The organism is Glutamicibacter nicotianae, from assembly GCF_006539525.1.
Classification (GTDB): Bacteria; Actinomycetota; Actinomycetes; order Actinomycetales; family Micrococcaceae; genus Glutamicibacter; species Glutamicibacter nicotianae.
Genome location: NZ_BJNE01000008.1, coordinates 38,378 through 64,807 on the forward strand (window position 1 = coordinate 38,378; position 26,430 = coordinate 64,807).

Sequence of the window (26,430 nt, forward strand, 5' to 3'; positions counted from 1 at the left end):
GGGAAGATCTTGTCGCGTGGTTGAAATTGCGCGAGCTTTCAGGCTTTCTGGTCCTGCGAAGATTAATTCCGAGGTGCGAACTGCCCGTTGAGCGGATGAGGAGAACAGTGGACTGGACATGAAAAAAGTTCCTAAGGGTGAGAGTCGATTACTGACCTGCAACCTCAGGAACTTAGGCGGGATTTACCGTGAGCTAGGAATCCGCTTGTCCGGAGGTTGGGGAAATGCGCTTGCACAGACGAGTCATTGGAGAGCCGCCATTAAATCGCGCTCCGCGATGAGTCTCTGTGTACCAAGTGGTATTAATCATTTCGCCACCTCCTAAAATCTGCTCTCGACCAGCCATGGAAGCCATGGGGCCTGTCTGAAAATTTGTCTCGATCCGCAAGTCTCATTGAGACTTCCCAATCACAGTATTCAGCATACATGGAATAAGCCCAATGCGCTACAAGCGAGAGCAAAAACTTTAAGTACTTTTCCGGGAATGGCAAAAGCACCTGGATCCACGCGGATTCCAGGTGCTCTTCCAATAGCATTCAGGCCAAAAGTTACCCCTCGGTAGGCGTTTCTTGGGCTTCGGGCTGCTCTTTCCACCACGCACGCAAGCGCTCCGTGGCGACCTCTTCGCCCAGTGGACCTTCGTCCATACGCAATTCCAGGAGGAACTTGTAGGCCCGGCCAACCACCTTGCCCGGCTTGATCTCCAGCAACCGCATGATCTGTTCGCCATCGAGATCAGGACGGATCGCCTGAAGCTCTTCCTGCTCGGCAATCTTGGCGATACGCGCCTCGAGGTCATCGTAGGCAAAGGCCAGGCGGTCAGCCTTCTTGCGATTGCGCGTGGTGACATCCGAACGCGTCAGGCGGTGCAGATGCTCCAGCAAGTCGCCGGCATCGGTGACATAGCGGCGTACCGCCGAGTCGGTCCAGCCCGCTTCGCCGTACCCATAGAAGCGCATATGCAGCTCGACCAGGCGGGCCACGGCCTTGGTGGTGTCCTTGTCGAAACGCAAGGCGCGCATCCGCGCCTTCACGAGCTTTGAACCCACCATGTCGTGGTGGCGGAAGGAGACGGCGCCGCTGGGTTCGAACTTGCGGGTCGCAGGCTTGCCGATATCGTGCATCAGCGCCGCGAAACGCAGCACGAAGTTCGGTCCGGGCACCGGTCCCGCTTCATCGGTTTCCAACGCCATCGCCTGCTTCAGCACGGTCAGCGAGTGCTGGTAGACGTCCTTGTGCCGGTGGTGCTCGTCGATCTCCAGACGCAGGGCCGACACTTCGGGCAGCACCTTGTCCGCCAGGCCGGTTTCCACCAGCAGGTCGATGCCCGTGCTCGGGTCGGCCCCGTTGATCAGCTTGACCAGCTCGTCGCGGATCCGTTCGGCGGAAATGATGTCGATTCGATCGGTCATTTCGCTCATGGCGCGGCGAACCTCGGGGCTGACTTCAATCTCCAGCTGCGAAGCGAATCGGGCGGCACGCATCATGCGCAGCGGATCATCGGAGAACGAGACATCGGGGGCACCGGGGGTGCGGATGGAACCGTCTTCCAGGGAACTCACGCCGTCGAAGGGATCCACCAGCTCGAGCTGGGGCAATCGCAGCGCCATCGAGTTCATGGTGAAGTCGCGGCGGAAGAGGTCATCGTGCAAGTTATCGCCAAAGGCGACGATGGGCTTGCGCGATTCCTTGTCATAGGCATCAGCACGGTAGGTCGTGACCTCTAGCGTGTGCTCGCCCTTCTTGAAGGCAATCGTTCCGAACTCGCGTCCTACATCCCAGATGTTATCGGCCCAACCGGAAATTGCCTTGATGGTTTCTTCCGGACGTGCGCTCGTGGTGAAGTCCAGGTCCGGGGAGACGCGTCCCAGGTACAGATCGCGAACCGGCCCACCTACCAACGACAATTCATGGCCGGCCCGAACGAAACGGTCGGCCAAGTCGAAAATGACCGAGGGCAGGATCTGACGCAGCGCGTCAGGCGAGGGAAGTGCATGCATAGTTACTTAAGCGTGCCAGAAATCCGGCAAGAATGCTTGAGATTTCGGCGAATTTGCCTGCGAGATAACTTACTTGTCCACGTCGATCAGGCGGCTAGCGGCACTTTCTCGATAGAGTGGTTCTATGAACCGACCGATCCCGTCTGCCCCGAAGCGCACTCCATTGACTGCGTCAATGGCTCGCGCACAGGCAACTGGCGGTCATACGAGCTTGCCGACCGTAGAAGAAGTCTCTTCCGGAGGCATCGTCATCGACTTCGACGACCCCAAGTTGCCAGTGGCAATTATTGCCCGCTACAACCGTGGCGGACGGCTGGAATGGTGCCTGCCCAAGGGCCACCCGGAGGGCGTGGAAACCAACGAGGAAGCGGCTATCCGCGAAATCGAGGAAGAGACCGGCATTGCTGGACGCATCCTCGCCCCGCTGGGTTCGGTCGATTACTGGTTCACCGTGACGAATTACCGTGTGCACAAGACCGTGCACCATTTTCTGCTGGAAGCTACCGGCGGGCATCTGACGATCGAGAATGATCCCGATCATGAAGCCGTCGATGTTGCCTGGGTGCCGCTGGGTTCCCTGGGCAAGCGCCTGTCCTTCCCTAATGAGCGCCGGATCGCCGATCTGGCACGCGAGGTCCTTACAAAGCATGTCCCAGGTTCCTAATCCAACTGCCGGCTTCGACCAGCCAAACACCGGAGCCACGGACATCGTCGCCGAACCTCCCCGGCAGCCGATAGCCCAACCGGCAGGATCGCGTTCCAAGATCTATGCCCTGATGGCTTCCGGCACGATGGTTTCCCGCCTGCTGGGCTTCGTGCGCACGGCCTTGCTGGCGATGGCCATTGGTTCGGTCACCTCGGTGGCCGACATCTTTGAAAAAGCCAATGTCATCCCCACCATCATCTACATGCTCTTGGCCGGCGGCATTTTCAATGTCGTGCTCATCCCGCAGCTGATCAAGGCTTCCAAGGCCAAGGATCGCGGTGCCGCGTACACGTCCAAGCTGGTCACGCTGACCGTGGTGGGCATGGGGATCCTGACTTTGATCCTCACGCTGTGCGCCAGGCCCTTGATCACGGTGCTCACCAGTAACTGGACCGAGCCGATGATCGCGCTGGGAACTGCATTTGCCTACTGGTCGCTGCCGCAGATCTTCTTCTACGGGCTTTACGCGGTCCTGGGCCAGGTGCTGAACGCCAACGGCCGATTCGCCGCGTTCATGTGGGCCCCGGCGGTGAACAACGTCATCCAGCTGATCGTCATTGGCGCATTCATCCTGACCTTCGGCGCCTACTCGTCGGGCGACCCGATGCAGGAGTGGAACAGCATCAAGACCATGTGGCTGGCGGGCGGAGCCACCTTGGGCATCGTGCTGCAGTCAGTCGTGCTGTTCTGGCCGTTGAAGAAGACCGGGTTGAAACTGACCCTGGACTTCCAATGGCGCGGCATGGGCCTGCGCCATGTGGGCAAGCTGGCAATCTGGACGCTGGCGGCCATGGTGATCGGCAATCTTTCCTCGCTCGCCTACTCCAAGATCGTCTCCGGCGCTACCGCAGCTCGAGCGCAGCTGCCGTCCGAACAGGCCGCCTCGGTCGCCGGCGAGTACGCGCTGAACACCTCGCAGCTGATCACCGTGCTGCCGCATTCGCTATTCGCGCTGACTGTCGCCACCGTGCTGTTCAACGACTTCGCCCGGGCGTTCACCGAGAACCGCCGCAAGGATGTCGGCCAGCTGCTGAACCAGGGCATGCGATCCACCGCCATCCCCATCGTGTTCTGCACGCTGGTCTTCATCGTGCTGGCCGGGCCGCTGGGCAGGCTGTTTGCCGGCAGCTCCGAGCATGCGGCGCAGGCCGCGGGCGCTTTGGGGCAGCTGCTGGTGCTCACCGCGCTTGGCCTGCCGTTCAAGTCCCTGCAGTTCTTCATGCTGCGTGTCTTCTACGCGGAAGAAGATACCCGCACCCCGATGCTGATCCAATCGGCCACGGCAGCGGTCGGTTTGGTCCTGGCGTTCACCGCGGCCGCCGTGGTTGACCCGCTGCATATCGCCGCCGCCATTGCCTTCATCTACGGCTTGACCAACGTGCTGACCTGCATCGGCACCCATTATCTGATCAAGCGCCGCTACGGCAGCTACGATGTTTCCTCGGTCATCGACACCTACATCCGAGTCGGGTGGATGGCTACGCTGTCGGCTATCGTCGGCTGCGTAGCGCTCTGGCTGCTGGGAGGATTCAGCTTCGGATTCGCCTACGATTCAGTAGTGAGCGCGCTGATTTCGGTGGCTGTTGTCGCCCTGCTGATGGGCATCGTGTTCATCGGCCTGCTGCACAAGACCAAGGTTCCGGAGCTCCAGTCGTTCCTCGGTCCGATCCTGCGCAGAATCCCGGGATTGAATCTCTGAAAATCCGCTGAAACTTGCTAGTGATTCTGGGCAAATAGGCACCAAATAGCCGGAGCTGACCGGTAACATGACAGGTGGTGGTCTGTGGACCGCCACCGAACCAAATTCAACCCCTTGGAGATGCACGTGTCGCAGCCAATCGATGTCGGCTCTGTCCTCAGCGGCCGCTACCAGGTAACTGAGAGTGTCCTTTCATCAGCTGAAGGAGACTTGGTACTCGGTGGCGTAGACCAGGTACTGAACCGCTCGGTCAGCATCATGGTGGCTTCCGTGGAGAATTCCTCGCAGCTGGCAACGAGCGCACGCGAGATCGCCATGGGCGAGCGCGCATCGAACGTCCAGGTGCTGGATCTGGGCATCACCGACTCCAACCAGACCTACCTAGTCGCCAATACCGCGCGGTCCTCGGACCTGCTGGACCTGGTTCTGGAAACCGACGACGCTCCATACGTCGAGCCGTTCTTCACCGATACCCTCGGCACCGAGATCTTTGGCGAGTCCCGCCAGGCTGTCCCCGAAACCTACGAAGACGACAACGAGTACTACGAGCAGCTGCAGTACGAGGACGAACCAGAACATCAAGGCAAGATCGGTTCCGCCCTGGCTGGGGGCTTCGCGGGGCTGAAGAACCGCTTCGGCAAGAAGAACCAGGAACAGCCTGAAGAGGAGCAGTTCGACCAGACCGCGCCGAACGAACAGGTTCCCGACACCGTCGCCACCCCGGTTGCCCCTGCTGAAAATCCAACGGCCGAAGACAAGCCGAAGGTCACCCGTCTGGACGACGACGAACCTAACGTCACCGCAACCGCGGCGCTAGCCGCCGCAGCGCAGTCCAAGGGCAACACCCCGGCCAAGCCTGCCAAGGAAGAGCCGGCCAAGGAAGAAGAAAAGCCTGCAAAGAAGAAGGGCGCAGCAGCAGCGGCCGCAGCCGGCACAGGCGCAGCGGCTGCTGCAGGTGCCGCCGCAGCCGCGCCTAAGGCCTCGACCTTCCCGGCAGCAGCCAAGAACGCTCCCGCCCAAGACCCGCAGGTCGACGAGCAGGAAGAGGAAGAAAGCGGATCCAAGGGAACTCGCCTGCTCGTTGGCGCCGTATTGCTGATCGTGCTGGTCGTTGCCGTGGTCTTCGCCTTCAACTTCCTAGGTGGCGACAAGAACACCACCGCAGAGGGCGAGACGCCAACTGCCGTGGAATCCTCGGAGAAGCCTTCCGAGTCCGAGAAGGAACAGGAACCTACCGAAGAGTCCTTGCCTGCCCCGAAGGTCGATGACGTGTCCCGCCTCGTTCCCGGCAACCAGCAGCTGAATTCCGAAACCGATGGCAAGCTGGGCCAGATGATCGATGGCAACGCGTCGAGCACCTATGCCACCTACTCGTACACCACAGCTGATTTTGGCGGCTTCGCTTCCAACATGGTCTTCATCCTGGAATTGGACGAGAAGTCCAAGATCTCCGAGGTCAACCTCGAGGGCCTGAACGGCACCGGCGGCAATTACGAGATCCTCGTCGGCGACTCCGACGATCTGGGCGATGCCAAGTCGGTAGCCAAGGGCTCATTCTCCGGCCCTTCGGTATCGGTAACTGTCAAGGGCGACGACAAGGACTACATGGAAGGATCCCACGTATTCCTGGACATCACCGAGCTGCCTCGCAAGGCATCCGGTGGCAACGATTCGCGGCCATTCGGTCTGCAGATCGGTGAATTCTCCGCCAAGTAATAGAAGCGGAATTTTTTACGAAAGCAATGCGTTGAGGTGGATAGTGAGGTTAGACCTTGCTACCCACCTCGCATTATTAGAACGAAAGGGTTCTCCCCCCGTGACTTCAGCACAGAACGACGAAATCCGCGACGTCATCATTGTCGGCTCCGGTCCGGCCGGTTACACCGCCGCGGTTTACACCGCCCGTGCGAATCTGAACCCACTAGTCATCGCAGGCTCAGTAACCGCCGGCGGCGAACTGATGAACACCACCGACGTGGAAAACTTCCCGGGCTTCCCCGAGGGCATCATGGGCCCTGATCTGATGGACAACATGCAGAAGCAGGCCGAACGCTTCGGCGCCGAGATCCTCTTCGATGACGTCACGGAAATGAACCTCGAGGGCGAAATCAAGACGCTGTCCCTGGCCGACGGCACCGTCTACCGTGCACGTGCTGTCATCGTCTCCACGGGCTCTGCCTACCGCGAGTTGGGTCTGGAAGATGAAAAGCGCCTCTCCGGCCATGGCGTCTCCTGGTGCGCCACCTGCGACGGGTTCTTCTTCCGCGAGCAGACCATCGCCGTGATCGGCGGTGGCGACTCGGCCATGGAAGAAGCACTGTTCCTGACAAAGTTCGCTTCTAAGGTCATCGTGGTGCACCGCCGCAACGAGCTGCGCGCCTCGAAGATCATGGCCGACCGTGCCTTGGCCCACGAGAAGATCGAGTTCATCTGGGACTCGGAAGTCGTCGGCATCAACGGCGCAGAGAAGGTCGAGGGCCTGGTCGTGAAGAACCGCACCAGCGGCGAGGAAACCACCGTGGATGTCACCGGCATCTTCGTAGCCATCGGCAACGACCCTCGCGTGGATCTGGTCAAGGACCAGCTTGAGCTGACTTCCGAAGGCACCATCGCCGTTGAAGGCCGCTCTTCCAAGACCTCGCTGCCAGGTGTCTTCGCTGCCGGCGACGTGATCGACTCCACCTACCGCCAGGCCATCACCGCAGCCGGTTCGGGCTGCGCCGCGGCCCAGGACGTGGAGCACTACCTGGCCAACGTTTCCGAAACCCTCGCTACCGCCTAACAGATTTCTCAGAAAGGGGTTGTCTCTCATGAGCAACGCAAAAGCAGTAACTGAAGCAACCTTCCAGGCTGATGTCCTGGATGCCGAAAAGCCAGTCATCGTTGATTTCTGGGCTGAATGGTGCGGCCCTTGCCGCCAGCTCGGTCCGATCCTGGATCAGATCGCAGAAGAGCACGCTGCGAAGGTCGACGTCGTGAAGGTCAACGTCGATGAGAACCAGGCAATTGCCGCCAAGTACGGCATCACCAGCATCCCTGCCGTGTACGTGTTCAAGGGTGGCGAGCATGTTGCCACTTCCATTGGTGCCAAGCCAAAGGCTGTCATCGAGAAGGACTTCGCAGAATACCTGTAAGTCGATACGTCATTGGAGTGGAGACCAACCGCAAGGTAGGTCTCCACTCCTGTTTTAACCGATGTCTTGTGAAAATCTTGCTAGTTCTCCCATTCCGGGGTATGTTCCAGCCCTGACCCCAGCTCAGATGGGGGCTGTTCTTTGATTTGAAGACGTTTTGACGATTAACGTTGAAATATCAGTATGTATACTTTGTTTTTGGATTCTTGGTACCATTTTAAGACTTAATGCATCAATACTTGGTTTCGATGAGTCGAGCTCGCACTTTCTGCTCGGATAATGGCTCGCCAAGTTCGAGGCCTGCGTCGGTGATTCAGTGCTGTTTGTTCCGGTGCATTTTGCAACCTGCTCTGCGTTGCAGGGACTACCCGTCGGCCAGCTCTCGATCCCGAATGCTTCGCCTCCGACTTTCAAGGAGTGGCAGCTGCATGCGGATTTAAAAACGCATGCAGCAGTCTTTTCTTTGAGAGAGCAGGACAGTGCCGTTCAGTGTCGCCTTTGTATAGGATCCTTCCATCATGCGACAGCCTGAGCTATCGAGCCGGGCTCTTGAATGTATTAGCAGCCCCGGAGTGCGTCGACCTTTCCTGTATCCAGAGCAGGGGTTCCATCAGGACCGGCGGCAGAGTCTTTGCAAGGAAACTCCGGCGCTGTGGAGCTACACTCTTCAAAACCCGAGGCACCATCTGGCTCCGTTGGTAGGTGCTCAACGACCTGAGCCACGAGCAGATCTGCCAACACCTGTTCCCAGTCCGCAACGGTCGCAGAATCCTGTTTGACCAATCAGACCGGATCATTCACGCATGAGGGAACTGGTTCTAGACTCGACGCCCCAGCCGTTGATGCGCCGTGTCTGCGCCGACCACGCCAAAGACTCTGAATTGAATATTTGACTCTTTGAGGGCCACCAATATTGCCGTTCAGAGCCACCAGCTGAAAACGCCGTTATTCTCGATCAGAACCACCTGATTTTCTCCTTCAGAGCCACCCTGTATAAACCCCTCTGTCAAGGGGCATGAGTTTCTGCCCACCGGCGGCCATGAATAATGCCCATTAAGGGTCAGCAAAACTGCCTGCTGCCCATAATCAGCCAATGTGGTATCAGCCGTCATGCACAGCAGTCTGCCCGTGCTGAGAGGGGCTACATCAAGGAACTCACCCCAGCACCAGCCAACACCTGCGTCAACCGAACAGATTCATCGCTGGTCTGGCAAATGTGCGCCTGACGCAGCAACCGATCCACCGAGGACGTCGCCAGGGCATTGGGCATCAATTTACAGTGTCCTGATGCTCGATCAGTGGCTTTTGGAACCACCCAGCGTGGAAATTTCGCGTTCTATTATCGTGCTCATGGAGCAACAGTAAGACAGAGCATCCCCATTTTCTGCACGCAGTACAAGCAGTCGGACTACCCCGGCCGGCTGGTGCCTCTGAACAAGAATAATGGGTGGCCCTGAGCGGCAATACTGGTGGCTCTCAAAGCTTCTAATATTCATCTGGATCCACGGACAAGTGACGACATAGCTGCGTGACGGCAGAGACGGGCTCACTTGACTTAGTTCTCTCTCGATGACGTGGGCATGCAAATAGGCCTGCGGTACGCGTCCACTGTCTCGGAAAATCAGCGCAAATCAAAGCGTCTACAGCCACAGACCTAACGCTATTGTCGCTCAGTTGATCCTGTTCTGGGCCAGCAGTGCGCTGCTCTTCTCAGCAAAGCCTCTGTGGGCTCGTGTAGCGATCTAGGAGCCTACGGAACCTCTTGGTCACTCGGAGTGGTAGATGGAAGGCTCTCAGTGGCGCTTCTGGTGCTCGTAGCGCTTATAGATGCGATTTGATCATCACACTCCATGACTGCACTTGACGCTCATCGGACGTACCCCTGTTAGAGACAAGAACATACGAATGAAGTGCGCGGGACCCCTCGGCAGACCATGCGTGCTGGTCGGGATTACGTTCTGGTTATACGTCCAGATTCATTGATTGCGCGCCCTACACGGAATACTGTCCGCGTACGTCGAGCATCGGATAGTTGCTCCCGTTGTCTCTTCCGATCTGCCTATGCAGTTCTAGTTATTGGCAACTCGGCTATCGCCAGGACATCCACCCCTATGATCATTTACCTGTGATCATTCGCCATTCCAGCCTGAACGGAACTTCCAGTGACTTGCGTGGTCATTCCATTGGGCATGGCGTTGGAAACGAGGTGTCGTTTAGGTGGTTCTCCTTGTTTCACGTGAAACACGTTTCCAGCGGTTAGTCTCGAAAGTCCTGTATGGTTCATCGATTAATGTTTCACGTGAAACGGTGCCAAAAAGCGGCTGTTTTCAGCCTGAGTCTAAGTGAGTATGTAGCCATTATGGCAGCCACCGCTCTTCCAACTCAGAGTCGCCCGAGGGGTACTCCATTATTGTCACTCGGAGCTGCCAAACACTATCCGTCTAAATAACCCTGTATAAACTCCCGGCCAGTGCAACAGACTTTCTCGCAGAACAAGCCATGTTCAACGGCACGCGCGAATGACGCTCATGCCCCAGCTTTACGCCGAGGCTTAGTCAGGACGATTCTTTACGTCCACACCCGACGCATCTCCCGCAGCAGAGTCATAGAAGTAGGCGGCGCCTCCTTACAAAGCTGAGCGCGCCTTCAGGACAAGAGCGGCAAAAGCGCTACTAATTGCAATTCCTTGACCGCAACCAACTCTAAACGTGTTGACCCAACCGTACTGGAGCATCGACCATACGGATCTAGGTTAGGCTGGCGCCTACCTCAAGCTTTGCACGATGACTACGTACGACAGGACAGGACCATCGAACCGCATTCAAGGGCTACAACAATTTCTGATCCTCATACCATCATCATTTACTCGTAGACTTGGACAAGTCCAGAGTTGAGCACAAAGCAGGCGTAACCATAGAGACTGACGGCCAGAAGCCATCATGACCCTACACTCCCCCTTTCAATGCCCAACGGTCCACAGTGTATCCATTTGTCATCTGCCTGCCGTTCAAGATGTTCCCTTTCGAAGAGCCCAGTCGCGATATGAGGTAGCGGTGATCCCGTCAGAATGGAATGGTGACTCCAGGCGCTAATTCTCAGAGGCGCAGAAGCATAGTAACGGGCGGCTCTGAACCGGAACTCTTTTGTGGCTCCAAAGGTTCAATTATTCATCACCACTTCAAGAACACTGCTCGCCCATTAGATTGCGGGTCCGGTTCATGCCACTCCCCTATCCAGCAGAATGTACTCACCAGATTCAGTCATGTACAGCAACCCTAAGGCTTGAAGTCGATGTCCTGAAAGCTGATTCGAATGCAAATGAGTGACAGCCTTCGAAACGAAGCCATTCAAGGACGTAGCGTGGATAAGAATCTCCGACTAATGCCGACTATGGCCATGAATGGATTGCGTCCGGCTCACAGCAACTCTTGAAAGTCTAGATCGTCTCCTGATCAGGTCTGCAAACCGCTCGTTGCTGGACTCTGCCAATTCGCTCTATTCCGAGGCGAACGTAGAAATCCAAGCAAGCCAGACTACGGCCACCGAATATCACTCGTCCACATTGCAGTTCCTGCAGCTCCGTGGGTGGGTGTGGCATGTTGAATGCTCGATAGGTTTCTTCAGAGCCCTGGCCAACAGTCACAGCCAAGGGTATATCGATCGAACCGCCTGAGGGAGGGTCTATGTTTCACGTGAAACTTATTCTCATGAATCATGACGTAAGCGGACTAACAGCGAAGATGCCCGAGAGAAATTCTTTTCCTCGTTTCATAAGTCGGTTCATCATCTGCTCTTATGGCATGGCTATCAGCCTGACTATTGGAACAGCGACCTCACGGCGGTTGCAACACCGGACTGGTGTTTGTCGTTAGAGTAAACAATGCATCAGTCCAATGTTTAGGCCTAGACAGATTCGTGATCGACGCTAATCATTTCAAGGCTGCATTAGAAGACCACGCCTATCCCGGGTGGAGTCATCAAATCCTAGAGTCTGGATCGAGTACTGGAAATCAGTCGCAGCGAACTTATCATCTTTGCATGATCCAGTGAATGAAGGAGTAGTCTCCCTACCGACCGACATAGCAACTTCTCATCGAGCATAGTCTGATCGACATTTTCGTTCTATTCCATAGGACAGTTTCACTCGAATCATAGATTCGCAGAAAACTGATCATCTGAATCTTGGGGGCCTCTACAATTCCGATCTAGGGTCACCAGAGAGAAACGCCGCCGTTGTCTCTCATTGCCACCGAATTTTTTTCGTCAGAGCCACCCCCTATAAGCTGCTCCCACCACGCAACCGACTGTATGGTGGACAGAACCTTTTTCAATGTACGAAAGTTCGAAGTCATGCGACTAATCCAGCTCGCGCTGAGAGTCTGCCAGACTGCGCCATCGCATCCACGCAAGGCATCTTTCACGACAGCGTAGGCGGAGACTTCAATGCCGCAGATATCGTCCTCGTAGCTGGAAGCACCTCGAGAAGCTGAGCGACGAGCAGGTCCTTCAACTACTCTTCCCGACTGCAACTAACAAGAAGGCGCGATGCCCAACCTGGGCTAGAACAGCTTCTTTACGTCCTACGAACGCTGCTTACTCCAACTCATGGTCACCTCCGACGTCGATGACAAAACGTCAGCATCGAATTAGGCTGGCTAGGAGCTTCCATGGCCTCGCACGAGCATCGTCGCCGGGCAACAGGCTCTGAGGATCTATTTGAAGCCTGCCTGCCGTTCAGCCGATACTTTACGTGGAGCTCTGCCTTCGCATAAGGCAGCCGTGAGTCGGTTATGGCTGGCCGGTGGCTCTGGACGAGAATTCTAGCGGCTCTCAAAGCCACGAATATTCACCATTGAGCCATTCGGGATATGGCACCTCCGTCAAGAATTCTGAGACTTTCCCGCGTAAGGGACGATCAGGTTCTCTCGACTGAAGGACATGCATTCACTCTGTGGCTTGATGGTCACTACCCTTTTAACGTATGTCTTTGCTTGGAGCGCCCATCCTGTTCGTGAGCGAACCATTGCCTAGTGATCAGCCTCCAAGTCGGGGTCGCAGTCCAGCAGTTAAGGTGCATAGGGCTACAGAATCAACCATGAACCAGGTACGCCATGTCAGCAAGACCTGACCTTCTTGAACGTCCGGCAGACAGGAACATTTAGACGGTTTTGCTTCGGGGTGACGAGGTGCGGATGGTGCCCCAGTCGAGTTCGGTGCACTACTCTTCCCGAGCCCTCCCCCAAAGGCTCATGACGGTTCTCTGCTCCTCCTGCAACTCCTTGGAAACGCACCAGGTGTCGATCGGTGCATCGTCAGTTGCGAGGGGTTTTTCGTTGCAACTCCGATGAAGGCCCTTGGGGAGGCGTGAACACAAACTGAGATGCACTTGGCGCAAAGTCTGGGTCTTCGCGTGGTACTGATTCTTCGGGCCGAAAGAAGCCCTTGCATCCAGCCTCCAGGGTTGCAGTGACAACATCCGCTGGCCAACCTCTCCTTCAACCCTTCCTAAATACTGGCCACCGCTCCCCAATACTTGTTTCACGTGAAACAGCGTTTTGGAGATAGAGAAGGCGCATGTTTCACGTGAAACATGCGCCTTCTCTATCTAATTACGAGTTCATTGTCGGATCGATAACCTGCATGATGCGGTTCAGATCATCGACCGAAGCGAACTCGATACTGACCTTGCCCTTGCGGCTGCCAAGTTGAATCTTGACGTTAGTGTCCAAGCGGTCCGCAAGCGATGTCGCCAAGAAGTCCAAACGCTCATTACGCTGGGTCTCGCGCGCCTTCTTGGCTGGCTTGCGCGGCTTATCATCGCTCAGGGCAACTGCCTCTTCAGTCGCCCGCACAGACAGACCCTCGTTGATGATCCGCTGGGCCAACTGTTCAATGACTTCGTTGTTGGACAGTCCAAGCAAGGCCCGTGCATGGCCGGCCGAGAGAACCCCCGCTGCAACGCGACGTTGAACGAGAGGAGGGAGCTTCATCAAACGGATCGTGTTGGAAATCTGCGAACGTGACCGGCCAATTCGTTCGGAAAGCACTTCCTGCGTGCAGTTGAACTCTTCTAAAAGCTGTTGGTAAGCAGCAGCCTCTTCCAGCGGATTGAGCTGCGAGCGGTGCAAGTTCTCGAGCAGCGCATCGCGTAACAAATCGGTGTCTTGCGTGTCCCTAATGATCGCCGGGATGGTCGCCAGGCCAGCGGCCTGCGTTGCTCGCCAACGACGTTCACCCATGACCAGTTCGTATGGGGCGTCATCCTTCTCGCGCGAAGGACGGACAACAATAGGCTGAAGCAGTCCAATTTCACGGATGGAATGGATGAGCTCATCCATGTGCTCTTGGTCGAAGTTGGTTCGCGGTTGCTTGCGATTCGGGTGGATGAGCTTGACGTCGAGTTCAGCGAACTGCGCTCCAGGAACTTCAACTAGATCCGAAGAGTCTGGGGCGTCAGGCTTCGGCTGACTCTTCTTAGGTGCTGACTTCTCGGCCGATGCATCATCCTCGCGCACAGGAGAACTCTTCGTCCCAAGAGTTGTGTTCAAGCCAGGCATCGTAGCTCGAGCACGCTTTGCCGGCTTAGCAGCAGTAGTTGGTGTCTTCGGCGTTGAGGACTTGCGTCCCGGTTCGAAGAACATATCGACTGGACGTGCTGCCCGTGGCCTCGATGCTTCTGCGACTGGCTCCGCGGGCGATGTTTCACGTGAAACATCCTGCTTCTCCTCTGGAGCTGCGGTCGCCGGCGAGCTGGAAATGAGGGCACCTAGTCCCCTGCCCAAGCCCCGCTTCTTGTCTGCCATGTTTTTCGCACGCCCTTTCATCCGAAATTTCAGCCCGAGACTAGTCTACTGTTTATTGGCATCGAACCGGGGATGCGCACAGTGCGTCACCCACGGCTTTCGCAATGAGTGTTAGCTATCAGCCGCGGTGTCACGTCTGAAACAAACTAAAACCTAAGGTAAACGACTCTAGGGGGAAATGCCCTTCTACGGGCCTACGCGCCCCGCTCAGCCATCTCTAGGGCTGCTTCGGAGTACGACAGGGCGCCGGTCGAGTTCGGGTCATAGGTAATAACGGTTTGCTGATAGCTCGGAGCTTCAGAAATTCGCACCGAACGCGGAATGACAGCCTTGAGCACCTGCTCCGGGAAGTGCTCCCGAACTTCGTTAGCTACCTGTGCAGCAAGATTAGTGCGACCGTCATACATGGTCAGCAAAATCGTCGAGACTGTCAGCTTGGAGTTCAGGTGCTTCTGGATCATCTCGATGTTCTTCAGCAGCTGACTCAGACCTTCCAGCGCGTAGTACTCGCACTGGATAGGGATGAGAACCTCACGAGCGGCAACGAAGGCATTGACGGTCAACAGGCCCAAGCTCGGTGGACAGTCGATGAAGACATAGTCCAGGCGAGGCAGTCCCTCGCGCTGGCGAGTCCGAGCGTAGTCGTCCAAGGCGCGCTGCAGGCGCTGTTCGCGAGCTACCAGAGAAACCAATTCGATCTCTGCACCAGCCAAGTGAATCGTCGCAGGAGCGACCTGCAAGGTTGGCAGGTCTGGGCATGTAGCTACGACATCAGACAATGGAAGGTCGTTGATTAGCACATCGTAAATGCTGTCCACCTCAGCATGATGCTCGATACCCAGCGCGGTTGAAGCGTTGCCCTGCGGATCGATGTCGATCACCAGGACGTTCAGTCCCCCCTTGGCCAGAGCGGCTGCAAGGTTTACGGTGGTCGTCGTCTTGCCGACGCCGCCCTTCTGGTTGGAAATCGTGAAATAGCGGGTCTTCTCGGGCGTTGGCACCTTACGGGCCTCCAAAGCTTCGCGACGACGATGTTCACTAGCTATTTGAGTAGCCAGGGGCGAGGACGAGTCGTTGAAATCAAACGCGCTATCCGATGAATCCTTAGTCTTAGACAAAGGTAAAACTCCTCCTCGTGAAGTGGTGCGCCTAATACTCATAGCGTGCACCGATAATGTTTCACGTGAAACATTCAAAACAAGTCATGCAGATTGCGAAATGGCTTCATCCTCGGATGCACGAGGATAAAAGCCATTTCACTTCTATAACTATTTAACAGACTATCGCGTCAACCTTAGCCAACCTTGATGCGAACCACCGTTGTTGGTTCTGCAAGGATGGTTTCGCCCACAGTAAGCACTTCGGTTTCCTTGCCACCGAGTTTGCGGATGGCCTTAGTTGCCTTGGCGATTTCCTCGGCAGCCGAGCGCCCCTTGATCGCAATCAGCTCACCTTGACCGTGCAGCAGTGGAATGGTCAGTCCGGCCAAGTTGGTCAATGCGGATACGGCGCGGGCCGTGACATAGCGTGCGTTGACCACGTCAACCATCTGCTCTGCACGGCCACGCATTACGGTGACGTTGGTCAGACCCAGATCCTCAATTACCTCGGAAAGCCAGATGCAGCGGCGCTCCAGTGGCTCAATCAGAGTCAGCTTGAGGTCCGGGCGGGCAATTGCCAAGCAAAGCCCTGGAAGGCCTGCGCCGGAGCCTACGTCGGCTACCTCGGCACCCTTGTCCATAACCTCTTCGATCACTGCGCAGTTGAGCACGTGGCGGGACCACAGACGGGGTACTTCGCGCGGACCCAACAGCCCGCGTTCAATGCCAGAGGTCGCCAGATGCTCTACATAGCGCTTGGCAAGATCCAAGCGGTCACCGAAAATCTTCTCGGCAGCCACGGTCTCTTCTGCAGTAAGGCTGAGGTCCTCAGTCATTGTCGTTGGTCCTTAGGTCGATCAGCGCGCGGACGCGTGATGGTTCTTAGCTGTCCAGTACCGAGATGACGATATGGCGTCGGGTCGATTCGCCCTCGGATTCCGAGTGCAGTCCAGCATCTGCGATGACGTCGTGCACGAGCTTGCGCTCGTAGGCGCTCATCGGATCCAGATGGACCTTCTCGCCAGTTTCGCGGACCGAGGCAATGGCGTCCTCAGCAATCTTGCGCAGCAGATCTGCACGCTCTGCACGGTAGCCGGCAATGTCCAGGATCAGGCGCGAACGCTCACCGGTCGCAGTCAGCACCGCGAGCCGGGTGAGTTCCTGCAGCGCGTCGAGGACTTCGCCATCCTTGCCAACCAGGCTTTCCAGCGACGCGTCATCGTCCTCGGTAAGGATCGAAATGTAGGTACGTCCGCCACGGATTTCGATGTCGATGTCGCCGTCCAGATCGGCGATATCCAGAAGCTCTTCAAGGTAGTCGGCTGCGACGTCGCCTTCGTCCAGAACTTCCTGATCGTCATCGATCTGGTTTTCCAGGTCGGGCGCGTCGATATTCTCAGTTGCAGTCATGGCTACTTCTTCTTTCGACGGTTCTTGCGCTGCGGCTGATGACGCTGGCCCTTGGCCCGCTGCTCCGCTGCGGCTGCTGCAGCGGCGTCAGCGTCTTCCTTCTTCATGCCTACTGGAGGCAGGCCCTTGGCGGCACGGCGGGCGTTGAGCTCGCGCTCCGCTTCCGAGCCAGGGGTTGGGTTGTTGCGGATAACCCAGAACTGCTGGCCCAGGGTCCACAGGTTCGATGCGGTCCAGTAGATCAGCACACCGATTGGGAAGTTGATGCCACCGATGCCGAAGACCAGAGGCAGGATGTACAGCATCATCTTCTGCTGCTGCATGAATGGGCCCTGCAGGGCTTCCTGGCTCATATTCTTGGTCATCAGCTGGCGCTGGGTGAAGAACTGCGATGCGGTCATGGCAAGGATCATGACGACGGCAACGATGATGACGGCCCAGTTAATAGCGCCGGAGTTGATGGTGCCCAAGAAGGTCTCGGACAGTGGTGCACCCAGGATGGTGGAACCATCGAAGCTGCGGATGTGCTCAGCGGACAGTGCGCCGATTGAACGGCCATCATCGCTAGCGCGCGATGCTTCATTCAGTACGCGGAACAGTGCGAAGAAGAATGGCATCTGCACGAGCAGAGGCAGGCAGGAAGACAGCGGGTTGGTCTTATGCTTCTTGAACAGCGCCTGCTGTTCCTGCACCATGGCCTGGCGCGAAAGCTGGTCGGTCTTGCCCTTGTACTTTGCCTGCAGCTTGCGAAGGTCAGGCTGCAGTGCCTGCATCGCGCGCTGGGACTTGATCTGCTTGACGAAGACTGGGATCAGCAATGTACGGATCAGCAGCACGAGGAAGATGATCGACAGGGTCCAGGTAACACCTGAATCCGCGTTCATTCCAATCGCGGTGAACAGTTCGTGGAAGGCCCACAGAACCCACGAGACTACGTATGTAAACGGAGTCAGTATCGTGTCTAGGAAGTTGTTCATCAGTGGTCGAGCTCCTTGCGGCCGCTTTCCGCGGCGTCTTCATCGTCGGGAATCACAGGATGATTCAGAACTATGATCCTCGGCAGTTTGCCTTCTGGCCAAATCCTCGGTCCCTCAGGAACGTGGTCGACGCCTCCGTGGGACCACGGATTACACCGGAGGATCCGCCAAGTGATCAAGCCGGCGCCTTTGACAACACCGTGCTGAGTCACTGCTTCGAGCCCATAGGCAGAACAGCTAGGAAAGTATCGGCATACATCGCCGTACAGCGGCGAGATGATTTTTCGGTAAGTCTTGAGCAACCCGATTACGATGTTGCGTGGGATATCGATGATGAACCACAGCAAACCGGTACGCGGAGCTGAATCCTTGCGCATCAGCGCGCCTCGATCTTGCGCAAAACAGCGGAGAAGGCTGAATTGATCTGGGCGTTGAGTTCTTCCCAGGAGAGTTCGGCAGAGCCAGGAAGTGCACGGAAGACGAAATCGACATTCCCGTCCACGCGCCGAAGCTCATGGGCGATCTCTCGCATTCGTCGTTTGGTGAGATTCCTTTTAACGGCAATACCTACAGCCTTGGAAACAATGAATCCAAACCTGTCGCCGAGGAACTCTTCGGTTACTCGGGGGCGTGCATATAGCACGACGTTCCGGCGTCCGCTTCGGACACCGGAACGTACAGTGGCTGTAAGGTCTTGCGCTAGGCGCAGTCGCTGATTCTTAGGCAACATCTGTTTCGCGTTGCTCTTTAGCTGAGCTCGTTGAAATCATGCTGCCAAGAGCTGCTTCGCAAATTTATGCGGACAGCTCGGCGCGACCCTTGCCGCGACGTGCCGAAAGGATGGCACGACCTGCACGGGTACGCATACGAAGGCGGAAGCCGTGCTTCTTCGAACGACGGCGGTTGTTAGGCTGAAAAGTCCGCTTGCTCACGGTGACACTCCAAAACGATTTAGATGATGCGTACTACCCGTTGACCAGCTAGCTCGATAACAACAGGATGACGCTCGTGTTTTCTTATAAAATGCGCTTTCTCGCGGGCTCTTCCAAAATGAGCAAGTCGCAAAAAGGTGCGCATAGGACTGAATAACAATAGAAAAATATGCGCCCTGGGTCAAATTGGCGCGCAACTTTAGCCCCGGCTCCCCTGCTCGGGTGCCAGCCTGTGAATAATCTACCTCAAAGTTGTGGATTACGGCTGTGCATAACGAAAGAAACTTCACATATTTCCACAAAACAGCTAGTCATCTCGCGAGGAAAAACGCTTGATTTCATGGGAAAACCTGTTTTCCACAGTAATAACACCCTGATTTTCCACGCAGCTGTGCATAACTGTGTGGATGATGGATAGAATCAATGCAGACGTGGTCCGAAAAACGACGTTTAGGAAGCCTGGGAACGGGATTCTTGTGACCAAGATTGCATTCGAACGGAAGCGGGGCGCCCTTAGTGAGCAGCGACGAGACCAATAGCATTGGTAGCTCTTGGCGCCAAGTCATCCGGAAGATCGAAGATGATGACCGGGTCAAGGCGCGTTACCGCGCCTTCGTATCGCTGGCTAAACCGCAAGGTCTCATCGGCACCACGCTCTTGGTTGCGGTGCCCAATGACCTCACGCGCGATATCCTGCAGACCCAGTTGCGCGAGCCGCTGGATGACGCATTGCGGGAAGTATTCCAGGATGATATCCGCTGCGCCGTCAGCGTTGATCTCTCGCTGTCGGATGAGCTGGAAGAAGAGGAGCCTGAGGCCAAGCCTGCTGCGCCGTCCGCTCCGGCGGTTGTCGAGACTCCTGGTCCTCGCCCGCAGCCGGCACCGCAGCCGACTCCGCCATCGAACTCTCAGGAGTTCGGCCGCCTGAACCCGAAGTACATCTTCGATACCTTCGTGATCGGTTCGTCGAACCGCTTTGCCCATGCGGCAGCCGTCGCTGTTGCAGAAGCGCCGGCCAAGGCCTACAACCCGCTGTTCATCTACGGCGATTCCGGTCTGGGCAAGACCCACCTGCTGCACGCCATCGGGCACTACGCACGCCATCTCTACAAAGGCATCCGCGTGCGCTACGTGAATTCTGAAGAGTTCACCAACGATTTCATCAACTCGATCCGCGACGACGAGGGTGCAAGCTTCAAGCAGACGTACCGCAACGTCGATATTCTGCTCATTGACGACATCCAGTTCTTGGCCAACAAGGATGCTACCCAGGAAGAGTTCTTCCACACCTTCAATGCGCTGCATAACCACAACAAGCAGGTGGTCATCACCTCGGATCTGCCTCCCAAGCAGCTGCAGGGCTTCGAAGATCGCATGCGTTCGCGCTTCGAGTGGGGCCTGCTGACCGATATCCAGCCGCCAGAGCTCGAGACCCGTATCGCAATTCTGCGTAAGAAGGCGGACGCCGAGAACCTTTCGGCGCCAAGCGACGTCATGGAGTACATCGCTTCACGCATTTCCACGAACATCCGCGAGCTCGAAGGTGCGCTGATCCGCGTCACCGCTTTCGCGTCGCTGAATAACCAGCCGGTGGACCTGGCCTTGGCCGAAACCGTGCTCAAGGACTTGATCAGCGAAGACGGCGCACAAGAAATTACGCCGTCGACCATCATCAAGCAGACCGCCGAGTACTTCGGGCTGAGCATTGATGAGCTGAACAGCAAATCCCGTACTCGTACTTTGGTCACGGCACGCCAGATCGCCATGTACTTGCTGCGTGAGCTGACCGACATGTCATTGCCGAAGATTGGTGCAGAACTTGGCGGCCGCGACCACACCACCGTAATTCATGCCGATCGCAAGATCCGCGAACTGATGGCTGAGCGTCGAGCGATATTCAATCAGGTCACCGAGCTGACAAACAGAATTAAGCAGAGCCAGCGGGAGCACTGAAGCAGAGAAATCACAGGTGTGGATAAAACTGTGGATGATCTGGTGAAGGATTGCGGATAAGTTCACGAACCATGTGGACGTTAAAAATCGTGAAACTGAGTATCAACAAGTTGATGAAACCGAGTCTCACGTTCAACCACAGATTGTTCACATGCACAATTGCCGGAAGATCTAGGGTAATGGGCCTTATCCACAGTATCCACAAGGGTTATTAACACTTCTCCTTTAAATCCTTAATCCTCCAAATAACGAGTCCACTGTTCACCCTCGAGCCAAAACTTGTGCAGAACAGATTTTTTGTTGCATCGTCCACACTTCGTTCACTGAGCTGACGTTGCGCTATCAGGGCGTGGCAAGATTAGATGGATAGAACGTGCAACTACCTGCTCTATGCTTAAGAACTTGGCGAGGGAACTACCTTCTTGGCCTGACTTAAGACTTATGGGTTCCGAAAGGCGGATTTTTCGTGAAGTTCAGCGTTGAAAAGGATGTATTGGCGGACGCCGTATCCTGGACTGCCCGGTCCCTGGCGCAGCGACCACCATCACCTGTTTTGGCAGGCATCCTCATCACGACCCACGAAGGCCTTGTTCGCCTCGAGGGATTCGACTATGAGATTTCCTCGCATATCGAGATCCCTGCAGATATTTCCGAGCAGGGCTCGATCCTGGTATCCGGCAAGCTCTTGGCAGAAATTACCCGCTCTCTGCCCAACTCCACCGTCACCCTGGAAACCGATGGCTCGAAGATCTCGCTGACCTGCGGCCGTTCACGATTCCACTTGGCCACCATGCCAGTAGACGAATACCCAACCCTGCCTGAACTCCCAGCTATCGCCGGCACCATCGATGGCCAGGCATTCTCCGAAGCTGTTTCGCAGGTTATTGTCGCCGCTTCCAAGGACGACACCTTGCCGGTACTCACCGGCATCAAGGTTGAGATCGAAAATGATCTGATCACCTTCTTGGCCACGGACCGCTACCGTCTGGCTCTGCGTGAACTCAACTGGACCCCGATCCAGGCAGAAATCTCGACGTCCTTCCTGATCAAGGCGAAGACGCTCAGCGAAGTTGCCAAGACTCTCTCGAGCTCCGGCGAACTGAAGCTTGCCATGAGCGAGAACGGTGAGATGGTTGGCTTCGAAAGCTCCAACCGCCGGACCACCTCGCTGCTGATCAACGGCGAATACCCGAAGATCCGCTCGCTGTTCCCGAGCGATACGCCAATTCATGCAACCGTCCGAACCAGCGAGCTGATGGAGGCTGTACGCCGCGTATCGGTAGTCGCCGAACGCAATACCCCAGTTCGCATGGCCTTCACCGATGGCCAGCTGACCTTGGATGCTGGCACCGGCGAAGACGCGCAGGCTGAAGAAGCCATCGTCGCCTCGCTTCGCGGCGAAGACATCGTGGTTGCCTTCAACCCGACTTTCCTGTCCGAGGGCCTGAACTCCTTCAACACCGATTTCGTGCGCTTCTCCTTCACCAGTGCACCGAAGCCGGCCATGCTGACCGGACAGAAAAAGCTGGATGAGGAAGACCAGGACCAGTATCGCTACCTCGTGATGCCGGTTCGATTGCCAAACTCGAACTAAGCCAATTCGTGGTCGATGGCTCCGGCCATCAGCCACCTCGTTTCTGTCAGGACCCCGGTGTATATCTCGCAGCTTTCACTCACGAGCTTCCGCTCGTATGCGCAGGCCGACGTGCACCTAGCCCCGGGGATCAACGTCTTGATCGGCCCCAACGGGGTCGGCAAGACCAATATCGTTGAGTCCATCGGCTATCTGGCCAACCTTTCGTCGCATCGAGTCAGCAATGACGCGCCCCTGCTGAATTTCGGTTCCGAGCGCGCGCTGATCCGGGGCACTGTGCATCATGGCCCGCAGACCACGGTGCTCGAGGTCGAGATCACCAGCGGCAAGATCAACCGGGCGCGCATCAACCGGGCTAACCCGGTTCGCGCACGGGAGATCCTTGGCATGGTGCGCACTGTACTCTTCGCCCCCGAGGACTTGGCTCTTATCAAGGGCGATCCGTCCAACCGCCGCAAGTTCCTGGACGAGCTTCTGGTAACCCTGCGCCCGGTGGAGGCCGGCACCAAGAACGACTACGAGCGCATCGTGAAGCAGCGCAATGCCCTGCTCAAGTCCATTCGCGGCAAGTCCACCCTGAGCCCCTCGCAGGAGAACACGCTCAAGGCCTGGGATCTGCAACTGGCATTGGCCGGCGCTCGGCTGATGCGCGGACGCCTGGACGTCTTGGCCTTGATCCGCCCGTACATGCAGGCCGCCTACGCAGATCTGGCAGATGGCGCCAAGGAAGCGCGCGCCATCTACCGTTCCTCGCTCGAGGGTGAACTCGACGAGAACAGCCTGCCAGCGGATGATCTTGAGTCCCTGGAGCAAGAAGAGATCCAGGAACTGCTGCTGAACGCCATCGAAGCGAATCGCAGCCGTGAAGTCGACCGCGGAATTTCGCTGTTCGGACCGCACCGCGACGATCTGACCCTGATCCTGGGCCCAACTCCTGCCAAGGGCTATGCCTCGCACGGGGAAACCTGGTCCTTTGCCTTGGCCTTGCGCCTGGCCGCCTACCGTGTTTTCGGCGATGACGATCCGCGTCCTGGATCAGGCCCCATCCTGATCCTGGATGATGTCTTTGCCGAGCTCGACACCACCCGCCGTGATCGCTTGGCGCACATCGTTGCCGGAGCCGAGCAGGTGCTGGTGACCGCCGCCGTTGTGGAAGATGTCCCCGAAGCGCTGAAGGGACATTTCTTCCAGGTTTCACCTGGCCAGGTTGTCGATGCATGAGCCATCGGAACGAGATGAACACCGCTTCGATCCAGAGATCGATGCGGCCAAGGCGCTGCTCAACCGCATGCGCAAGCTCGCCGAGGAACGCGGCGAGCGGCGCATCGATGCCGCCCGCATGGAAAGGGTGCGCAAGCGCAAGGCCGCCCGCCGCGGATTCGCCGAGGAAAGGCCGGAATCTGCCGAGGGAGCGGTTCGCGACCCGCGCGCCATTGGCGAAGTGGTCTCCCGGCTGTCCAAGTCGCGCGGCTGGAACACCCAGGTCGCTGTGGGCTCGGTGCTCGGACGCTGGGAGGACATCATCGGCGTGGAGAACGCGAAGCACTGCAAACCTGAATCCTTCGAGGACACCGTGGTGGTGATGCGCTGCGATACGACAGCGCGAGCAGCACAGATGCGCCTGCTCACCCACGACATCTTGAAGAAATTCGATGCCGAGCTGGGGCCCGGGATCGTCACCGTGCTCAAGGTGCTGGGTCCCAACGCTCCCTCCTGGCGCCACGGCATGCGTTCGGTGGCCGGCCGGGGGCCGCGCGACACCTACGGATAGAAATTGCTGGCATGGCATATGGCGCACTCACGGACCCGGAGGCTGGATCCCCCCTCACTTGATCGCCGCAACTGCCTCAGAACGTCAATTACCAGCTTTTGGTGGGCGATTTAGGCCTCAAAGTCACCGTTTATTTTGGTCTACGCGGTAGAATTAGAGGTAGTGAATTGACTCCGTTGCGGGCAAGGCCCGCGCCGGAGTCCCTCCAGACCATGATTGCCCGACGCGCAGAATCCGTCGCAGAGGGCCATCGCGCGCTAAATTCGAGGAGTTCGTAGCACCCGTGTCTACCGAAAATGCTTCACCGCAGGAACCGGCTGAAAGCCAGGCTCCCGCGGAATCGATGACTTCCAAAGTCGAACACACATATGGCGCCCAGGATATTACCGTCCTCGAAGGACTCGAAGCGGTACGCAAACGCCCGGGCATGTACATCGGTTCCACCGGCCCGCGAGGCCTGCACCACTTGGTCTACGAAGTCGTCGACAACTCCGTCGATGAGGCGCTGGCAGGCTACTGCGACACCATCAACGTCACGCTGCAGGCCGATGGCGGCGTACGCTGCGAGGACAACGGCCGCGGCATTCCGGTAGACATCCACCCCACCGAGGGCAAGCCAACCGTCGAGGTCGTCATGACCATCCTGCATGCCGGCGGCAAATTCGGCGGCGGCGGCTACGCGGTCTCCGGCGGCCTGCACGGCGTGGGCATCTCCGTGGTGAACGCGCTGTCCGAGAAGGTCAACACCATCGTGCGCCGCCAGGGCCACGCATGGCGCATCGGTTTCGCCAACGGCGGCCACACCGTCCAGGAGCTGACCAAGGGCGAGGAAACCGAGCTGACCGGCACCAGCCAGACCTTCTACCCGGATCCGGAAATCTTCGAGACCACCGAATTCGATTTCGAGACGTTGCGCGCCCGCTTCCAGCAGATGGCCTTCCTGAACAAGGGCCTGCGCATCACCCTCACTGACGAGCGCGTCCAGGAGATCGAAGAGCCTGAGGCCGAAGTCGAAGAGGAAATCGAGAACCAAGTAGTCAAGCCGCGCACCGTGGACTACCTGTACAAGGACGGTCTGCTGGACTACGTCAAGCACCTGAACGCGGCGAAGAAGATCGAGCTGGTCCACGACGAGGTTATCGCCTTCGAATCCGAAGATGCAGCACGAGGCATCAGCCTGGAAATCGCGATGCAGTGGACCAGCGCCTACGCCGAATCCGTGCACACCTACGCGAACACCATCAACACCCATGAAGGCGGCACCCACGAAGAGGGCTTCCGCGCCGCACTGACCGGCCTGCTCAACCGCTACGCGCGCGATAACAAGATCCTGCGCGAGAAGGATGACAACCTCACCGGCGAAGATGCCCGCGAAGGGTTGACCGCAGTCATCTCGGTCAAGCTCTCCGAGCCCCAGTTCGAAGGCCAGACCAAGACCAAGCTGGGCAACTCGATCGCCCGCGGCTTCGTCCAGGGCGTGGTCAACGAGGAGCTGGGCGACTGGTTCGAGCGCAACCCGAACGTGGCCCGCGACATCATCCGCAAGGCCCAGCTGGCGTCGCAGGCGCGCCTGGCCGCCCGCAAGGCCCGCGACAACGCCCGCCGCAAGTCCCCGATGGAATCCTTCGGCATGCCGGGCAAGCTCTCGGACTGCTCCTCAAAGAACCCTTCCGAGTGCGAAGTGTTCATCGTGGAGGGCGACTCCGCAGGCGGCTCCGCCAAGCGCGGCCGCGACCCGCACACCCAGGCCATCCTGCCGCTGCGCGGCAAGATCCTGAACGTGGAGCGCGCCCGCCTGGACCGCGCGCTGGGCAACGCCGAAGTGCAGGCGATGATCACCGCCTTCGGCACCGGCATCGGCGAAGAATTCGACATGGCCAAGCTGCGCTACCACAAGATCGTGCTGATGGCCGACGCCGACGTGGACGGCCAGCACATCACCACGTTGCTGCTGACCCTGATCTTCCGCTTCATGCGTCCGCTGATCGAGCACGGCTACGTTTTCCTGGCAGCACCTCCGCTGTACCGCATCAAGTGGTCCAACGCCGCCCACGACTACGTCTTCTCCGACAAGGAACGCGACGACGCGCTGCTCGCCGGCCAGGCCGCCAATAAGCGCCTGCCCAAGGACAACGGCATCCAGCGCTACAAGGGCCTGGGCGAGATGGACTATTCGGAACTGTGGGACACCACCATGGATCCGGAGCACCGCACGCTGCGCCAGGTCACCATGGACGACGCGGCAGCCGCCGACGAAGTCTTCTCCGTGCTGATGGGCGAGGACGTCGAGTCCCGCCGAAACTTCATCCAGCAGAACGCCAAGGACGTGCGCTTCCTGGATATCTGATCGG

20 protein-coding genes are annotated in these 26,430 nt (G+C 57.5%); 10 read left to right on the forward strand and 10 right to left on the reverse strand.

The window, feature by feature from the left end; genetic code table 11:
- Positions 1–548: 548 nt before the first annotated feature.
- On the reverse strand, positions 549–2,000 hold the full coding sequence (locus ANI01nite_RS10470; protein WP_141357883.1) for a CCA tRNA nucleotidyltransferase: 1,452 nt from the start codon (positions 1,998–2,000) through the stop codon (positions 549–551).
- Positions 2,001–2,124: 124 nt separating this feature from the next.
- On the opposite strand from ANI01nite_RS10470, the gene ANI01nite_RS10475 reads away from it, so the two are divergent.
- The 5 genes from ANI01nite_RS10475 to trxA all read left to right on the forward strand — a co-directional run bounded on the left by ANI01nite_RS10475 (position 2,125) and on the right by trxA (position 7,539).
- Positions 2,125–2,664, forward strand: coding sequence for an NUDIX domain-containing protein (locus ANI01nite_RS10475; RefSeq protein WP_038992756.1), 540 nt, complete (start codon positions 2,125–2,127; stop codon positions 2,662–2,664).
- Positions 2,648–4,405 (forward strand): murein biosynthesis integral membrane protein MurJ, encoded by a 1,758-nt coding sequence (murJ, locus tag ANI01nite_RS10480; RefSeq protein WP_255314501.1) that lies wholly within the window; start codon positions 2,648–2,650, stop codon positions 4,403–4,405. Before ANI01nite_RS10475 ends, murJ begins: the two co-directional genes overlap by 17 nt.
- Before the next feature lie 126 nt (positions 4,406–4,531).
- On the forward strand, positions 4,532–6,121 hold the full coding sequence (locus ANI01nite_RS10485) for a hypothetical protein (protein ID WP_141357885.1): 1,590 nt from the start codon (positions 4,532–4,534) through the stop codon (positions 6,119–6,121).
- 100 nt (positions 6,122–6,221) lie between these two features.
- Positions 6,222–7,187, forward strand: coding sequence for a thioredoxin-disulfide reductase (gene trxB / locus ANI01nite_RS10490; RefSeq protein ID WP_066142780.1), 966 nt, complete (start codon positions 6,222–6,224; stop codon positions 7,185–7,187).
- A gap of 28 nt (positions 7,188–7,215) precedes the next feature.
- Positions 7,216–7,539 carry a thioredoxin gene (gene trxA / locus ANI01nite_RS10495; protein WP_038992752.1) on the forward strand — a complete coding sequence of 108 codons (324 nt, stop codon included), beginning with the start codon at positions 7,216–7,218 and terminating at the stop codon, positions 7,537–7,539.
- A gap of 920 nt (positions 7,540–8,459) precedes the next feature.
- Here the strand turns inward: trxA and ANI01nite_RS10500 are convergent.
- From ANI01nite_RS10500 to rpmH, 9 genes are all read right to left on the reverse strand, one after another.
- Complete coding sequence (locus tag ANI01nite_RS10500) at positions 8,460–8,651, reverse strand: hypothetical protein (RefSeq protein ID WP_141357887.1); 192 nt, start codon at positions 8,649–8,651, stop codon at positions 8,460–8,462.
- 4,497 nt (positions 8,652–13,148) lie between these two features.
- A complete protein-coding gene (locus tag ANI01nite_RS10505) occupies positions 13,149–14,342 on the reverse strand; it encodes a ParB/RepB/Spo0J family partition protein (RefSeq protein WP_141357888.1) in 1,194 nt (397 codons plus the stop codon).
- A 194-nt stretch (positions 14,343–14,536) separates the two neighbouring features.
- Positions 14,537–15,460 carry a ParA family protein gene (locus ANI01nite_RS10510; RefSeq protein ID WP_073707181.1) on the reverse strand — a complete coding sequence of 308 codons (924 nt, stop codon included), beginning with the start codon at positions 15,458–15,460 and terminating at the stop codon, positions 14,537–14,539.
- Between the two features lie 176 nt (positions 15,461–15,636).
- Positions 15,637–16,278: a 16S rRNA (guanine(527)-N(7))-methyltransferase RsmG gene (gene rsmG / locus ANI01nite_RS10515; RefSeq protein WP_038992745.1), complete on the reverse strand. Its 642-nt coding sequence runs from the start codon at positions 16,276–16,278 to the stop codon at positions 15,637–15,639.
- A 46-nt stretch (positions 16,279–16,324) separates the two neighbouring features.
- Positions 16,325–16,852: a Jag family protein gene (locus tag ANI01nite_RS10520; protein ID WP_038992744.1), complete on the reverse strand. Its 528-nt coding sequence runs from the start codon at positions 16,850–16,852 to the stop codon at positions 16,325–16,327.
- A gap of 2 nt (positions 16,853–16,854) precedes the next feature.
- Positions 16,855–17,829: a membrane protein insertase YidC gene (yidC, locus tag ANI01nite_RS10525; protein WP_038992743.1), complete on the reverse strand. Its 975-nt coding sequence runs from the start codon at positions 17,827–17,829 to the stop codon at positions 16,855–16,857.
- Positions 17,829–18,206, reverse strand: a complete 378-nt coding sequence (yidD, locus tag ANI01nite_RS10530; protein ID WP_038992741.1) for a membrane protein insertion efficiency factor YidD — start codon at positions 18,204–18,206, stop codon at positions 17,829–17,831. Before yidD ends, yidC begins: the two co-directional genes overlap by 1 nt.
- Positions 18,206–18,559: a ribonuclease P protein component gene (rnpA, locus tag ANI01nite_RS10535; protein ID WP_083515633.1), complete on the reverse strand. Its 354-nt coding sequence runs from the start codon at positions 18,557–18,559 to the stop codon at positions 18,206–18,208. The genes yidD and rnpA overlap by 1 nt, the downstream gene beginning before the upstream one ends.
- A gap of 64 nt (positions 18,560–18,623) precedes the next feature.
- Positions 18,624–18,761: a 50S ribosomal protein L34 gene (gene rpmH / locus ANI01nite_RS10540; RefSeq protein WP_073707184.1), complete on the reverse strand. Its 138-nt coding sequence runs from the start codon at positions 18,759–18,761 to the stop codon at positions 18,624–18,626.
- A gap of 516 nt (positions 18,762–19,277) precedes the next feature.
- Between rpmH and dnaA the strand changes: the two genes are divergently transcribed.
- The 5 genes from dnaA to gyrB all read left to right on the forward strand — a co-directional run bounded on the left by dnaA (position 19,278) and on the right by gyrB (position 26,426).
- The gene (gene dnaA, locus ANI01nite_RS10545) at positions 19,278–20,714 is read left to right on the forward strand and encodes a chromosomal replication initiator protein DnaA (protein ID WP_038992740.1); all 1,437 of its coding nucleotides are present in this window, start codon (positions 19,278–19,280) and stop codon (positions 20,712–20,714) included.
- Between the two features lie 466 nt (positions 20,715–21,180).
- Positions 21,181–22,308, forward strand: coding sequence for a DNA polymerase III subunit beta (gene dnaN / locus ANI01nite_RS10550; RefSeq protein ID WP_038992738.1), 1,128 nt, complete (start codon positions 21,181–21,183; stop codon positions 22,306–22,308).
- 57 nt (positions 22,309–22,365) lie between these two features.
- Complete coding sequence (gene recF, locus ANI01nite_RS10555; protein ID WP_038992737.1) at positions 22,366–23,529, forward strand: DNA replication/repair protein RecF; 1,164 nt, start codon at positions 22,366–22,368, stop codon at positions 23,527–23,529.
- Positions 23,522–24,079: a DciA family protein gene (locus tag ANI01nite_RS10560; protein ID WP_038992736.1), complete on the forward strand. Its 558-nt coding sequence runs from the start codon at positions 23,522–23,524 to the stop codon at positions 24,077–24,079. Before recF ends, ANI01nite_RS10560 begins: the two co-directional genes overlap by 8 nt.
- Positions 24,080–24,422: 343 nt before the next feature.
- Complete coding sequence (gene gyrB / locus ANI01nite_RS10565; protein WP_218024319.1) at positions 24,423–26,426, forward strand: DNA topoisomerase (ATP-hydrolyzing) subunit B; 2,004 nt, start codon at positions 24,423–24,425, stop codon at positions 26,424–26,426.
- Positions 26,427–26,430: the final 4 nt, after the last annotated feature.

Bases quoted from the DNA above. Each gene is read 5' to 3' on its own strand.
- yidC (WP_038992743.1), bottom strand. From the start codon at position 17,829: ATGAACAACTTCCTAGACACGATACTGACTCCGTTTACATACGTAGTC.
- yidD (WP_038992741.1), bottom strand. From the start codon at position 18,206: ATGCGCAAGGATTCAGCTCCGCGTACCGGTTTGCTGTGGTTCATCATC.
- ANI01nite_RS10500 (WP_141357887.1), bottom strand. From the start codon at position 8,651: ATGACGGCTGATACCACATTGGCTGATTATGGGCAGCAGGCAGTTTTG.
- murJ (WP_255314501.1), top strand. From the start codon at position 2,648: ATGTCCCAGGTTCCTAATCCAACTGCCGGCTTCGACCAGCCAAACACC.
- rnpA (WP_083515633.1), bottom strand. From the start codon at position 18,559: ATGTTGCCTAAGAATCAGCGACTGCGCCTAGCGCAAGACCTTACAGCC.
- ANI01nite_RS10505 (WP_141357888.1), bottom strand. From the start codon at position 14,342: ATGGCAGACAAGAAGCGGGGCTTGGGCAGGGGACTAGGTGCCCTCATT.
- ANI01nite_RS10560 (WP_038992736.1), top strand. From the start codon at position 23,522: ATGCATGAGCCATCGGAACGAGATGAACACCGCTTCGATCCAGAGATC.
- trxA (WP_038992752.1), top strand. From the start codon at position 7,216: ATGAGCAACGCAAAAGCAGTAACTGAAGCAACCTTCCAGGCTGATGTC.
- ANI01nite_RS10475 (WP_038992756.1), top strand. From the start codon at position 2,125: ATGAACCGACCGATCCCGTCTGCCCCGAAGCGCACTCCATTGACTGCG.
- rsmG (WP_038992745.1), bottom strand. From the start codon at position 16,278: ATGACTGAGGACCTCAGCCTTACTGCAGAAGAGACCGTGGCTGCCGAG.
- ANI01nite_RS10470 (WP_141357883.1), bottom strand. From the start codon at position 2,000: ATGCATGCACTTCCCTCGCCTGACGCGCTGCGTCAGATCCTGCCCTCG.
- ANI01nite_RS10520 (WP_038992744.1), bottom strand. From the start codon at position 16,852: ATGACTGCAACTGAGAATATCGACGCGCCCGACCTGGAAAACCAGATC.
- gyrB (WP_218024319.1), top strand. From the start codon at position 24,423: ATGACTTCCAAAGTCGAACACACATATGGCGCCCAGGATATTACCGTC.